Consider the following 14,055-nt stretch of genomic DNA (forward strand, 5'->3'; position numbering starts at 1 on the left):
CTTATCCCAGGCAACAAGCCTATCGCCAAAAGCTCGTCAATAACCCGAAATGCAAATATACGTTAATTTCCGCGACAACCCATCGTTTGCAGACCAAAAACTCCATTAAAAATAGAATTATCATTAAAAAACGATATCAAGTTACCGGTTTTTCACCTCGATACCGTTTTACAATACAAGCTATAGGATGATAGTGATTGAACTTTATCCTTCTCAAATTCAATTAACGATGTTATCGAATTGAGTGGTCTGGAATCGGACTAGAGTAGAAATGCCGCCAGGCACGAATCACAGTAATTTAGGAACCACACTGGGTTACGTGAGGTTCCGAATAGAACGCAGTGGCTAGTAACCCACTGCAAGGTACTCAGTCATTGCAAGCGGCGAAAAGGATGTATCAGTTAGCGAAAGCACAGCAGTTTTATAATGGTATATACCGAGGCTGGCCGTGCAATTAAGAAAGTGGGCCACCTCAACTGCCAACGCTAACTATGCGCGAGCCATTCATTGGTTAGCATTTGTTATCTGCGTTACCTACGCCATCTACCATTGGCTTTGGGATATACCCGCAATAGGCACCCTCGCAGCCATTGCTGGTGTAATCGCCCTGGCCAGCACACTGGGCAGTTTTCATCGCCAGGCAGCCACCTGGTTATATATCGGTTTTTTCACCGCCCAACTCGGCGCACTAGCATTGACCTCCTACTACTACGGCATGCGCGGCGTGTTATTGGTTTTCCCCATCGTTAATGCACTATTTTTTATTTTTAATAACACATTCGCCAGTGTTTATTCGGTAGTGTTTATTGGCCTGTGTCTGGGGGCTGCCTATCAATCTTCTGGCGCAGACATTCTAATACGTTCCATTCCGGCGTTTGCGCTGTGTTTGTTATTTTCCGCCGCTTACACGCAAAGCCTTAATTCACACAATGAAAGGCTGTATTTTGTAGCCAACCACGACGCATTAACCAAAATTCATAATCGGCGCGGATTTCTTGCTTGGTTTTCTCGCACATTGAAACAAGCGCAAAAAAACAGAGAAGAAATTGCTCTGTTCTTTTTTGATTTAGATAAATTTAAACAGGTTAATGATCAATACGGCCACGAGGTTGGCGATCGGGTTTTGGTGTCTTTTAGCAAGCGGTTAATTGCTGCCTTGCGATCCAGCGAGATCATCACCGAAAGTGGCTCAATACAAAATATCGGCCGGTTATCTGGCGATGAATTTGTCTTCGCCCTGGTGGGAGCCGATAACACGTCCAATGTAGAAGCCATTGCCGCGCGCATGCTGGCGGCGCTGGATGAACCCATCGTGGTCGGCGAGGCCACCATCAAGTTATCCGCCAGTATTGGCGTTAGCTTTGCCTCGGACAACGGCTACGCCATTGAGCAACTGCTCAACGAAGCCGACCAGCAGATGTACCGCGCCAAACGGCAGAAGCTGACCTCTTCGGGTATGGCTGCTACCTAGCTCTTCACATGCACTTATACTCATAAATCCTTAACCAGAACTGCCATGAGGCAATACTGCGTAAATGAATCTTTTGTGGCGATTCTAATTTCCCCTTGCGTGAGCAACAAAAGTCGTTACAATCGCGGCTCCTTTAACCACTGAACCTATTTTATGCGAGTCCAATAAAGCACCATCGTGGCATCAGAATGATCGCCTAGGCGGTGGTGAGTGACAGACAAAACCACTGTTCCCCGGAGGATTGCCTTGATGCGAAGTGCTGTTGACGCCCTCGTACCAACCGCTTTTAGCGGATCGCCAAACGGCGTTGAACCCATCTCATCCCGTCAGGTGACCAGCGTCACCCAGAGTCAAGACGACAAAGACCATTTCATTACTCGAGAAGGTGTGACCTTTGCCGGCTCACATTTAATCATTGATCTGTGGGGCGCCAAGCACCTGGACGACATGGAACGCATGGAAACCGCCATGCGCCGCTGTGTTGAAGTGTGCGGCGCCACCTTGTTGCACATCCACTTGCATCACTTTGCTCCAGATGGTATTTCCGGCGTGGCTGTACTGGCTGAGTCCCATATCAGCGTACACACCTGGCCGGAACGTGAATACGCCGCTTTTGATGTCTTTATGTGTGGTGATGCCAAGCCCGAGCTGGCCATCATTGAGCTGAAACGTGCCTTCTTGCCCAGCCGAATTGAGGTTGGCGAGCACCTACGCGGGGTGCTAAGAGACTAATGAAACGCTACAACGAGACCCTCTACGATGCCTGGGGACAGTCTTTCGCCATGGACGAGATTCTGTTTGAAGCCCACACCGACCATCAACACTTGGTGATTTTTAAAAACGCCATGTGGGGCCGGGTCATGGCACTGGACGGAATCATTCAAACCACCGAAGGCGACGAGTTTATCTATCATGAGTCGCTCACCCACGTACCGCTGTTTGCACATGGCAATGCGCGCAAGGTACTGATCATCGGTGGTGGTGACGGCGGTATGCTGCGAGAAGTGTGTAAACACCAAAACGTGGAAGAAGTGGTGATGGTGGAAATTGACGAAGCCGTGGTAGACATGAGCCGAACTCACCTACCCAATCACAATGCTGGTGCTTTCGATGACCCACGCTTTCGCTTAGAAATTAACGACGGTGCCAAGTTTGTTCGAGAGACCAACGAAACCTTCGATGTGATTATCTCCGACAGCACTGACCCCATTGGCCCCGGTGAGGTACTGTTTACTCAGGACTTCTACGGTGCCTGTAAAAAAGCTCTGAACCCAGGCGGCGTATTGGTAACTCAAAACGGCGTACCCTTTGCGCAACCCGAGGAGTTAACCAATACCTACCGTCGTCAACAGGCCCATTTCCAGGATCACACCTTTTACAGCGCTGCGGTACCCACCTACGTAGGCGGTGTAATGGCGTTCGCCTGGGCCACCGATGACGAAGCCTTGCGTAAATTGGATTTGGAGACACTAAAGCAGCGCTACCAAGCCAGTGGCATAGCCACCCGCTACTACACCCCGGAAGTGCACCAGGGCGCCTTCGCGCTGCCCGGCTTTGTGGCCAACTTACTTAAGTAGCCACCAGTCACCTTTGGCCAGCATTCAGACACCACCCCCGGTTGCAATAAAGCAAGCAGCCGATGCCGTGTTCTATCGCACCTTGGTGCAGGAGCACGGCTCCCCCCTGCTGGTGTTAAATGCCAATGTAATCAACAACCAGTACCGGGCACTCACCGCAGCCCTGCCCGGCGTTGCACTCTATTTTGCGATTAAAGCCAACCCTTACCCAGGTGTTATTCAAACCCTGGCGGATATCGGCTGTAATTTCGACATTGCCACCTCCGGCGAAATCAAACTCCTGCAAGCGGCCAAGGTTGAGTCCACTCGCTGCATTCATACCCATCCCATCAAACGCGACCAAGACATTCGCGATGCCCTGCGCTTTGGCTGCACCACTTTCGTGGTGGATAATCTGCAAGAAATCGAAAAGTTTATTCCCTACCGGGCGCGTGTGGGCTTGTTATTGCGGGTAAGCTTCCCCAACCCGGCATCGCCGGTGGATTTGTCGAAAAAATTCGGCTGCACTCCAAACCAAGTGGATGAGCTGGTGCAAAGATCCCAGCAACATGGTCTGCACATAAAGGGGCTGTCTTTTCATGCCGGGTCTCAATGTTTGAGCCCCCATAACCACTTATTGGCCATAGAAAGCTGCGCACAATTAATGGCCGACCACAATCAACGCTACGAGCGTCCCATGTCGATTCTCGATATCGGTGGCGGCTTTCCGGTAAACTACGATGTCAATGCGCCCGCTATTGATGAATTCTGCCGACCACTACGCAAAGCCCTGGCGCAGCTGCCTCCCCACTTCTCGGTATTGGCAGAGCCCGGCCGCTACTTAGTAGCCGAGGCCGGCACGGCGATATGCTCCATTATTGGCCAAGCACCACGCAGCAATGGCCAGTGGTACTATCTGGACAATGGTGTTTACGACCTGTTCAGCGGTCGAATCTACGACCACGCTGCCTACCCCATTACGGTGTTCAGCGGCTGCTCAGAACGCCAAAGCGCGACCTTGGCCGGCCCCACCTGTGACAGCATCGACGTAATCGCCGAAGATATCGCCCTGCCACCCTTGGCCATCGGCGATATTGTGGTAGGCACCATGATGGGGGCTTACACCAACGCCTCCGCCACCGACTTTAATTTATTCCCCCGCGCCAAAGTTATCTGTACAAATATCCCCGCATAATTTGCATTTGCGAACAATAAAAATCTCCGTTTGCTGTGTTGGGCTTGGCTTGTTTAAAATCAAAGAGAGCGTCCACTATTTAGCCTATAACGCGGGAAGAAGTTAAGCCTTCCCAGCCGTTGCAGCACACCGATAAAGGTACGCGCATAACAAACAAAACAACGGAGAGAAACACCATGGCATTTGAGCGGAATATTATCGTCGCAGTTGACCCCACAAAAGATCATCAACCGGCATTGGAGCTGTCCGCCAATGTGATGTCTATTAAAATTCAAGACTATGACCCAACCATGTGCTTACTGGTAGGCATCGACCCCGCCAGCGACAACACCCGTCCAGATAACCCTAAGGTTTACCGAGACAGCGGCTATTTTCAGCAGATTATTCAACGCCTCAATGATGCCAACTTAAAATCAAAGGTAAGGATTTCCTGGACCAAAGACTGGGCCGACAGCCTGATTTATAACGCCCAGGAATTCGAAGCCAACTCGATTATGGTCTCTAACCCCGGGGTCGAGGGAAATCGCGAATTTAGCGATGAATTTTGGTATCTTTTACGCAACTCACCGGTGCCCGTTGGCCTCATCAGTAACGCCGATGCCCCCAACTGCCGAAACATCTTATTGGCCATTGATTTTCGTGATGAGAACCTCACAGAGCTTAACAAACGTATGCTCAATATGGGCCGCGTAATGGCTAAGGTGTACAACAGCGAATTACACATCGCCCACGCCTACGCCAATTCCATGCAGTACCCGGATCGAGGCCGACTGGGCAAGGCTTTGGACATTCCCAACGAGAATATCCACCTCGCCGAGGGCACGCCGGAAGAGGCCCTGCGCACCATCTCGGCGGAACTAAACCCGGACGCTATCATCCTTGGTGCCAGCCGCCGGACCGGATTGCGATCTGCCCTTCAAGGCCGAAAATTGTCTAAAATACTGCGCAATATGAAGCACAATATGTACATTGTTGTGTAACCACACTCCTTCCGATCCTGAAACGGCACCTTTGTCGTTTCAGGATCAATTGCTAACAACGCCTGCTTCTCGCAACCACTCGACACGCCCGCGGTCTTCCTCAAGCTAAACCCGCAAACGGTTAAATTCGCCTATAATGCTGAGTCACCAAGCATTACTGCGCTAAAACCATAAAGGCTTGCATTGTGACCAGTCAGATCTTTTTACTCTTTGTATTCGGCTATGGCGGCCTACTGTTTACCATTGCATGGTTGGCCGAGCGTTTTAGCCCGGCGTTGCAAAAAGGCTGGTGGCGGCCGGTGATATACGCCTTGTCCATTGGTGTCTACTGCAGCTCTTGGACCTTTATGGGTGCGGTGGGCACGGCCATCAACAACGGCTGGCTGTTTTTACCGATTTACCTGGGGCCAATTTTATTGTTCGTCTTTGGCTGGCAGTTAGTGCGACGCTTACTGGTGGTTGCCAGACGTAACCGGGTCACCTCCATCGCCGATTTTATTGGCTCGCGTTACGGAAAAAATCAGTGGCTGGCGGCAGCAGTAACACTGGTTATGATCATTGGCGCCCTGCCTTACATTGCGCTGCAACTGCGAGCCGTAGCCATCGCTTGGTCCACCATCCACTTTGACCTCAACGACCAACAACTCGGTGAATATTCCAGTTTCATTGTGGCCGTGGTTATGGCTTGGTTCACCATGCTGTTCGGCACCGGCTTGGCCAATCAATCCAAGGGCCTAAAAGGCGTTATTACTGCGGTAGCAACAGAATCTTTAGTAAAACTGGTGGCATTTTGTGTGGTAGCTGCACTGGCCTGGCAACTATTGCACAGCTCCACCGCAGAATTAGCAGGCCATTTTAAAAACTTTTCCGACACCCTTCCCGGCTTCACTACCCAACAATTTTTCACCCCGGCATTTATTACCCAAACCCTAGTGGGCGCCTGTGCATTTCTGTGTTTACCCCGCCAGTTTCACGTGATGGCCGTAGAATATCACCATAGCAGTGATCTGCGTTTTGCTCGCAAACTGGTACCACTGTACCTGGGTTTATTTGCAGTTTTAGTTTTACCCATTGCCCTGGCTGCCGCCAGTTTTTTAAATGGCTTAGGGTTTCCGGCCGATAGCTACGTGCTTATTTTACCGCAGTGGGCTGGCTCGCCTTGGATATTAGCGTTTACCTTTTTGGGTGCGCTGTCTGCGGCTACTGGCATGGTAGTGGTGGCCACCGTTGCGCTATCGATTATGGTGTCCAATGAACTAATTGTTCCAGCCTGGTTGTGGAGCAGCTCTAAAAGCATTTTAAAACCGCGTAATCTTGGACGGGCGTTGCAATTTATGCGGCGCATGGCCATTTTTATTATTTTGCTGCTGGCGTGGTTATTAGAGCAAAGCGTTTCCAGTTCCCGCGCACTTGCGTCGCTGGGATTAATTTCTTTCGCCGCGGTGTCGCTGGTTACGCCGGCCTTGGTGGGCGGCTTGTTTTGGTACCGAGCCAGCGCCAAAGCCGTTTTGATAGGCCTGGGTGCCGGCATGCTGTTGTGGGCCTATTGTCTTTTATTGCCCAATATTTTAACCGCGCAACACCCACTGGTGCTCGATGGCCCACTGAGTATCGGCTGGTTGTCGCCGCAAAATCTTTTCGGCCTTGGCTTTCTCGACCCACTCAGCCACGGCGTCTTGTGGAGCATGGGGCTCAATACACTGCTCTATGTTTGGCTGTCCTATCGCTCTAACCTCAGTATGTTGGAACAACGCCAGGCCGATATGTTTACTCGGCTGAAGGGCATTCGCCTGGGCCTGGGACGCAACCTAGAGCCCTCGGACATTGAAGTGCAACAACTGCACAGCTTGGCGGAGCCTTTATTGGGTGTGGAACGCTCTACAGAGTTGTGGCAACAACTGGAAAACCAAATGGGCCATCGGTTACTGCCCCACGATAAAGCCCCTCGCTTTGTGGTGCAAACCGTAGAATCCAACCTAGCATCGGTGATGGGCGCTATCTCTGCCCACCGCGCCTTGGGCTTATTGGCTCGCCAACAACCGCTGCACATTGAAGATTTGGTTTCCTTGGTGAGCGGCAGCTCGCGCCACATGCAATTTAGCCAATCGCTGCTGCAAACCACACTCGAGAATATTCCCCAGGGCATTGCCGTGGTGGATGAGCAATTGCGTTTGGTGGCCTGGAATCAAAAGTACCAAGAGCTCTTCAATTACCCCAAACGGCTACTGTATATCGGCTGTAAAATTGAGTCGATTTACCGATTCAATGCCGAACGCGGCTTTTTAAATTTACGCGGCGAGTCGCCAGAAGTAGTGATTAACCGCAGATTAGCCAGCCTGCGCAGCGAACAACCCTATAATTTAACCCGGATATTACCCGGTGGTTCGGTACTGGAAATTCGCGGCACCCCGCTCAGCACCGGCGGCTACGTGACCACCTACACCGACATCAGTGATCACCACCGCGTACTAGCACAGCTAGAAGAATCTAAGCAGCACCTGGAAGAGCGCGTGGCCAGCCGCACCGAGGCGCTGACCAAGCTCAACGAGACGCTGCAGAAAGAAAACCGCCTTCGGGCGAAAGTGGAAGAGGAGTTGCAAACGGTGCACGACAGCCGCAGTCGATTTATCGCCGCCGCCAGCCACGATTTATTGCAGCCGGTAAATGCCGCGCGCTTGTTTGTCACTTCCTCCGCGGAAAAATTGGCAAAATTACCCGCGCAAAATGATCCATCGCTGATTAACGACATTGAATACCTAGACTCTGCCCTGGCCGCTACCGAAGAGCTGATCAACAGCCTGCGAGAAATCTCGCGGCTCAGCTCTGGCCGTGAGCAAGCCCAACGCTGCCATTTTAATGTGGCTCAAATCCTTGAACCGCAAGCGCAGGAAGCAGAAGCCCTGGCCACGGAGTCCGGGCTTGAATTTCACTGGGTTGCCGCCGACGTTTGGCTTTATTCAGATCCGCAGATGTTGCGCCGAGTGGTACAAAACTTTATCAGCAACGCTTTGCGCTACACCCAAACCGGTAAAGTATTACTGGGCTGCCGCCGCAGGAACGATTGCCTAGTCATAGAAGTGTGGGACACAGGCCCCGGAATCGACCCAAAGGACCGCGCCCGCATTTTTCAGGAATTCGAGCGCTTACCGGGCAAAGCATCCAATGCCACCCAGGGCTTGGGGTTGGGCCTGGCCATCGCCAAGCATATGGCCGATCTATTGGGCCACCCAATTACCCTGCATTCGGAATTAGGCAAAGGCTCGGTATTTAAGATTTCCGTCCCCTATGGCCGAGAACAGAAAATCACCCCGCCGCCAAAACCTGTGGACCCTCGCCTGGCCAATGTGCCAGTGCTGTGTATTGATAACGAAGAGGCGATCAGAGCCGGCATGCGGTCTTTGTTGGAGCAATGGGGTTGCAGAGTGGAAACGGCAGCCAGCCTAGGCCAGTGTTTGAGCCGCTGGAGTGACCCGGAACCACCGGCGATTATCCTGGCGGATTATCATCTAGACACGGAAACCGGGGTTGAGGTACTGGAGGCCTTAAGCCTGCACTGGCAAACCAAGTTAAAGGCCATTGTTATTAGCGCCGATAACTCCGAGGGCTTACGCCAGCTGGTTACCGATGGCGGTTACACCTTTTTAGAAAAGCCGGTAAAACCGGCAGCTCTACGCAATTTAATGCGGCGCCTAATACGCTAGATCGACATAACGGGCGCCCTAGCGAAATGCCTCAACGCCCTGGGGTTTTACCGCCAACTGGCCCATGGCCAGTACCACTTGGGTGCGGGAGTTCAACCCAAGTTTACGGAAAATTTCGGTCATATGGGCTTTTACGGTGGCCTCGGTAATGTTGAGCTCGGCGGCAATTTGCTTATTGAGCAAGCCCTGATAAACCATACTGGCTACCCGGAACTGCTGCTGGGTAAGCTTGCTTAGGCCATCAGCCACAGCCTCCTCTGTAGCGCTGGCGCCAACCGCGGTGTCGGCACCCTCTGGCTGCCATAGGCCGCCATCAATAACCGTTTGTAACGCCTCCGACATAACCGCCAAATCGGCGCTCTTTGGCAAGAAGCCCGTGGCTCCGTGATCCATTGAACGCCGAATGATTTCCGGCTCGCTATGCGCCGACACCACCATAACTGGTATCTGCGGAAACTGAGCCACGGCGTACACCAAGGCACTAAAGCCTTCGCAGCCGGGCATTTGCAAATCCAATAGCAGAATATCGGCCTGTGGATTCTGCGCCAATAGGTGGGTTAATGAAGAAAAGTCTTCGGCTTCTAGGATACTGCAACTGGGAAAACTTTGCTGCAGGCTATTCTTTAGTGCTAAACGAAACAACGGGTGATCGTCAGCGATAATAATATTTATTGCTTGATTGTTATTGGGCATGGCCAGTCCCTAGTTTCACCCAATGTGCCGCGACATCTCACTATCGAATAGCGCTCTCTTTGATACCGACGAGATCGGGTGATGACTACTGATTTATTATAGTTTCGCATCTTTTAAGGTTGCTCTTAGCGTTAAACAAAAACGCGTAACAACGCAACCACCCGCTTACCGCCAGGAGGTTAGTCCATCGGTGTAGAAGTTTGGCGGCCAGCCACGGTTCCTGTGAAAACAAGGCCGCCTAACCGCGTAAGCAGCTAGTATAAAGATAGATGCGCGTAATCACCACAAGCGATGCCAAACGCGCTCAGCGCACCCGGCATCGTACTATTGAAGTACATTGCAGTTTTTAGACGGTACTCATCAATTCATTGTGCCCCTCTATAAGGTTTTTAACGACACCGGGGTCCATTAATGTGGAAATGTCTCCCAGATTATCGTACTCATCGGTGGCTATTTTACGCAAAATGCGACGCATGATTTTTCCTGAACGCGTTTTAGGTAAGGCCGGCGCCCACTGGATAATATCCGGCGTGGCGATTGGGCCAATATCATTGCGCACCCATTTCACCAGCTCTTTTTTCATGTCATCGCTGGGTTCTGTGCCAGTGTTGAGGGTTACATACACGTAAATGCCTTGGCCTTTGATGTCGTGTGGATAACCCACCACCGCTGCCTCGGCGACTTTATCATGGGCTACCAGAGCGCTTTCAATCTCCGCGGTTCCCAGTCGATGACCCGAAACATTCAGTACATCATCTACACGGCCGGTGATCCAGTAATCGCCGTCGACGTCTCTTTTGGCGCCATCACTGGTGAAGTAATAGCCATCAAATGAGGAGAAGTAGGTATCGATAAACCGCTGGTGGTCGCCGTAGATGGTACGCATTTGCGACGGCCAACTGTCTCCCACCACCAAGTTACCAGAGGCCTCGCCCTCTAACACATTGCCGTCGTTGTCCAAAATGGCTGGCTTGATGCCAAAGAACGGCTTATTCGCCGAGCCAGGCTTGAGCGTATTCACCCCAGGTAGCGCGGTTAGCATGACGCCACCGGTCTCAGTCTGCCACCAGGTATCCATAATCGGACATTGCTGCTGGCCGAATTTATCGTGGAACCAACGCCAAGCCTCGGGGTTAATTGGCTCCCCTGCCGTGGCCAAGGTTTTTAACGACGCCAAAGAAGCTCCTGCCACGGGCTTGTCGCCGTCAGCCATTAGAGCGCGTATCGCCGTGGGTGCTGTGTAAAGCACATTGATTTTGTATTTATCCACAATGCGTGCCAATCGGCCGCTGTCTGGGTAATTGGGTACGCCTTCGTACATAACACAGGTCGCGCCATTGCTTAGCGGGCCGTAGACCGCATAGCTATGGCCGGTGATCCAACCGATATCAGCCATACACCAGTAGGTTTGATCTTTGGTGTAGTTAAAGACCAGCTCGTGGGACAGCGAGGTGTAAACCAAGTAGCCGCCGGTAGTGTGCAAAACGCCTTTCGGCTTACCAGTGGAACCAGAGGTATACAGAATAAACAATGGGTCTTCCGCGCCCATCACCTCAGCATCACACTGACCGCTTTGGCCACCGGTAACGGCGGCATAGTCCTGGTCTCGGCTGTCTACCCAGTCGGTGGCTTCACCGGTATGCTTTAGAACCACAACATTTTTGACCTGGCCTTCAGGACAATGGCTGATTGCTTTATCGACGTTGGCTTTCAATGGCACCCGCTTGCCCGCCCGTAGACCGTAATCGGCGGTGACCACGATTTTGGATTCACCGTCTTCAATTCGACCGGCAATGGCCTCCGGCGAAAAACCGCCAAACACCACAGAATGCACCGCGCCAATACGGGCACAGGCGAGCATGGTGATGGTGAGCTCTGGCACCATAGGCAAGTACACGGTAACAACATCGCCCTTTTTAACGCCTAGGGATTTAAGGCCATTAGCCATTTTATTAACCGACTCGGACAACTCACGATAGGTGATCACACGGGTGGCACCGTCTTCTGCATCCGGCTCCCAGTAGATGGCGACGCGATCGCCGTCCTGCGCCAAGTGGCGATCTAGACAGCTTTCTGTAACGTTGAGTTCGCCATCGGCAAACCAACGAATATGCAGGTCTTCTTTATTAAACGAGGTGTCTTTGACTTGGGTAAAAGCCTTACGCCAAACAACTCTTTGGGCTTGCTCGCCCCAAAACTGTTCCGGCTGGTTGATGGATGCGCTGTACATGGCGTCGTATTGCTCAGGGCTAATTAGCGCACTTTCGCGGACGTGATCGGCAACGGGGTATAAATTGCTGCTCATGGTTTTCCCTCTATTTTTTAACTTATCTGTGTGGCGAGTGTTAGTTTACATTGCAGCCCCGAAGGCCCAGGAGGGTAGTTCATTCAGCGCGTTATAGTATTTTATGGGCAATCCGGTGGCTTTTACGCACGAAACCGAGTGTCGCCTAGCCCCTAGTGGTTGATAATTAGACCTTTGTCTAGATCGCAGAATTTATTGATTGAGTCGGCGTCAAAGTCGCTTGGCTCAACCAATTTTCTACGACTTTGGTCTAGCATCGACTAAGGGCTAATGGGAGGCTAAATCCAAACCCTGTAGAAATGTGTTCATCTCAGTACTCGATAATTAATAACAATAGGAGACATTTGATGAGCCACTCACTCACCTCAAATATAGGTAAATCGAACCAGAGATTGTTCACCCGCAAGTCACTTGCAAAAACACTCATGGCGTCCGCCCTGGCCACCGCCGGTGTCTTTGCTGCCACTTCCACCTCTGCGCAATCCAGTGTTTCAGATCGTATCGAAGAACTGGAAAAAGAAATCAAAACCCTCAAATCTCAGGTTGGTAGCGAGAAGACCACAACCGGGGTTGATATAAAGCCCGGAACAACCTTTGACTACGGTGGTTACATTAAGGCGGATTTTATCTTCAGTGATTATTCTGATGCCGAACGCGCCGGCAACATTGGCGACGACTTTGTTATCCCAGGTCTTATTCCGGTAGACCCTAACGACGACATCGATGATGGCGACGTGGTGTTTGATTCACACCAAAAGTCCAGCCGATTCTATTTTAAAACCACCACTAAAGTGGCCGGCGGCAGTGTAATGTCTTACATCGAGTTGGATTTCGTTGGCGGCGCCGACGAGCGTATTACCAACCGTGCCAACGACAGCTTGCGCCACGCCTTCTTAAAATATTCTTACAACGAAACCGACTCCATCCTCGCCGGCCAAACTTGGTCGACGTTACTCAATGCCGCCACCTTCCCTGAAACCGTGGACTTTGTTGGCCAACCCTCCGGCACTATCTTTATGCGCCAGCAAATGTTGCGTTGGACCAAAGGCCTCGAAGGAGGATCGAGCTTTAGTTTGGCAGCGGAAAACCCCTCCTCCGGTTTTTACGATGGCGGTGTGGGCTTCAACAGCAACAACTACGACAGCAATGGCATACCTGACTTAATTGCCCGTTACGACGGCAAAGCAGGCAACTTCTCCTACTCCTTCGCCGGTGTGCTCAGAGAGCTTGCCTACAGCGTTGGCGGCGTAGAAGACGAAGATCAAGGTGTCGGTTTTAGCTTCGCCGGGGTGTTGGCCATGGACAATGGCGACAAACTAAAAATGCAGCTCAACCACGGTAACCTTGGCCGCTACATTGCGCTGAACGCTTTCCGCGACGGTGCTATTGAAGCCGACGGCAGCATCGAAACCATGGACGTCACCGGCGGCTTCCTAGCCTACGAGCACAAGTGGACGGACAAACTGCGCAGCACCTTTGTTTACGCCTACTCCACCGCCGACAACCCAAGCTCTGCGGGTGAAGGCATTACCAAAGAAATCAGCGATATCCACGCCAACATACTCTACTCACCGGTTCCTAAGCTCACCTTCGGCGGAGAAATTTTGCGTGCCGAGCGTGAACTGGAAAGCGGCGACAGTGGCGATTTAACTCGCTTGCAGTTTATGGCCAAGTGGGTGTTCTAACACCAACTTTTAAGATTTTATGCCACAGGGACGTGGCGTGGCTGACCTCGCGGCCAGCGCCCTACCTTAAAAATACACTCTTTTTTGCCTGCTTGCAGTATGGGGTACTGTTTTTGAGGACGGCAATACAATAGTCAGGAAAATTATGGTATTGCCGGATTTAAAAATTCGAACAAAAAATAACTAGAGGAACAAACTATGGCTTTTAAATCTGAAGAAGACGCCAAAGCTTATTGGAAGGAAAACCTCAGCCTGGTAGTAAAACTATTTATTGTCTGGTTTGTGGTTTCTTTCGGTTGTGGAATTTTGTTAGTAGATTTACTCAATACTATTCCACTGGGCGGGTATAAACTTGGATTCTGGTTCGCACAGCAAGGGGCTATTTATACCTTCGTAGTGTTGATCTTTGTTTACACTATAAAAATGGGTCAACTCGACCGTAAATACGGCGTAGACGACGAGTAAGCGA

10 protein-coding genes are annotated in these 14,055 nt (G+C 51.4%); 8 read left to right on the top strand and 2 right to left on the bottom strand.

Translation table 11 applies throughout. The features are described 5' to 3' along the window. Positions 1–448 precede the first annotated feature (448 nt). The 6 genes from ACGHM3_RS19105 (at position 449) to ACGHM3_RS19130 (ending at position 8,903) form a co-directional block, all read left to right on the top strand. Positions 449–1,471: a GGDEF domain-containing protein gene (locus tag ACGHM3_RS19105; RefSeq protein WP_345424046.1), complete on the top strand. Its 1,023-nt coding sequence runs from the start codon at positions 449–451 to the stop codon at positions 1,469–1,471. A gap of 249 nt (positions 1,472–1,720) precedes the next feature. Continuing rightward, on the top strand, positions 1,721–2,203 hold the full coding sequence (gene speD / locus ACGHM3_RS19110) for an adenosylmethionine decarboxylase (protein WP_345424043.1): 483 nt from the start codon (positions 1,721–1,723) through the stop codon (positions 2,201–2,203). Further along, on the top strand, positions 2,203–3,048 hold the full coding sequence (speE, locus tag ACGHM3_RS19115; protein ID WP_345424040.1) for a polyamine aminopropyltransferase: 846 nt from the start codon (positions 2,203–2,205) through the stop codon (positions 3,046–3,048). The genes speD and speE overlap by 1 nt, the downstream gene beginning before the upstream one ends. 13 nt (positions 3,049–3,061) lie before the next feature. After that, positions 3,062–4,222 (top strand): type III PLP-dependent enzyme, encoded by a 1,161-nt coding sequence (locus ACGHM3_RS19120; protein ID WP_345424037.1) that lies wholly within the window; start codon positions 3,062–3,064, stop codon positions 4,220–4,222. Between the two features lie 176 nt (positions 4,223–4,398). Continuing rightward, the gene (locus tag ACGHM3_RS19125; RefSeq protein ID WP_345424034.1) at positions 4,399–5,202 is read left to right on the top strand and encodes a universal stress protein; all 804 of its coding nucleotides are present in this window, start codon (positions 4,399–4,401) and stop codon (positions 5,200–5,202) included. Positions 5,203–5,387: 185 nt separating this feature from the next. Beyond that, entirely contained in the window at positions 5,388–8,903 is a 3,516-nt protein-coding gene (locus ACGHM3_RS19130; RefSeq protein ID WP_345424032.1) for a PAS domain-containing hybrid sensor histidine kinase/response regulator, read from the top strand. 18 nt (positions 8,904–8,921) lie between these two features. Here ACGHM3_RS19130 and ACGHM3_RS19135 read toward each other — a convergent pair whose 3' ends face one another. Beyond that, on the bottom strand, positions 8,922–9,596 hold the full coding sequence (locus ACGHM3_RS19135) for a response regulator transcription factor (RefSeq protein WP_345424029.1): 675 nt from the start codon (positions 9,594–9,596) through the stop codon (positions 8,922–8,924). A 346-nt stretch (positions 9,597–9,942) separates the two neighbouring features. Next, entirely contained in the window at positions 9,943–11,901 is a 1,959-nt protein-coding gene (gene acs, locus ACGHM3_RS19140) for an acetate--CoA ligase (protein ID WP_345424027.1), read from the bottom strand. Between the two features lie 347 nt (positions 11,902–12,248). On the opposite strand from acs, the gene ACGHM3_RS19145 reads away from it, so the two are divergent. Together ACGHM3_RS19145 and ACGHM3_RS19150 are read left to right on the top strand one after the other, a co-directional pair. Then, entirely contained in the window at positions 12,249–13,586 is a 1,338-nt protein-coding gene (locus tag ACGHM3_RS19145) for a DcaP family trimeric outer membrane transporter (RefSeq protein ID WP_345424024.1), read from the top strand. A 198-nt stretch (positions 13,587–13,784) separates the two neighbouring features. Further along, the gene (locus tag ACGHM3_RS19150) at positions 13,785–14,051 is read left to right on the top strand and encodes a DUF4212 domain-containing protein (protein WP_345424021.1); all 267 of its coding nucleotides are present in this window, start codon (positions 13,785–13,787) and stop codon (positions 14,049–14,051) included. The last annotated feature ends 4 nt before the right edge of the window (positions 14,052–14,055 follow it).

The sequence above is a fragment of the Halioxenophilus aromaticivorans genome, from assembly GCF_042850945.1.
GTDB lineage: Bacteria > Pseudomonadota > Gammaproteobacteria > Pseudomonadales > Cellvibrionaceae > Halioxenophilus > Halioxenophilus aromaticivorans.

Excerpts from the sequence above, each read along its gene's own strand:
- speD (WP_345424043.1), top strand. The coding sequence starts at position 1,721 with ATGCGAAGTGCTGTTGACGCCCTCGTACCAACCGCTTTTAGCGGATCG.
- ACGHM3_RS19145 (WP_345424024.1), top strand. The coding sequence starts at position 12,249 with ATGAGCCACTCACTCACCTCAAATATAGGTAAATCGAACCAGAGATTG.
- speE (WP_345424040.1), top strand. The coding sequence starts at position 2,203 with ATGAAACGCTACAACGAGACCCTCTACGATGCCTGGGGACAGTCTTTC.
- ACGHM3_RS19125 (WP_345424034.1), top strand. The coding sequence starts at position 4,399 with ATGGCATTTGAGCGGAATATTATCGTCGCAGTTGACCCCACAAAAGAT.
- ACGHM3_RS19150 (WP_345424021.1), top strand. The coding sequence starts at position 13,785 with ATGGCTTTTAAATCTGAAGAAGACGCCAAAGCTTATTGGAAGGAAAAC.
- ACGHM3_RS19135 (WP_345424029.1), bottom strand. The coding sequence starts at position 9,596 with ATGCCCAATAACAATCAAGCAATAAATATTATTATCGCTGACGATCAC.
- acs (WP_345424027.1), bottom strand. The coding sequence starts at position 11,901 with ATGAGCAGCAATTTATACCCCGTTGCCGATCACGTCCGCGAAAGTGCG.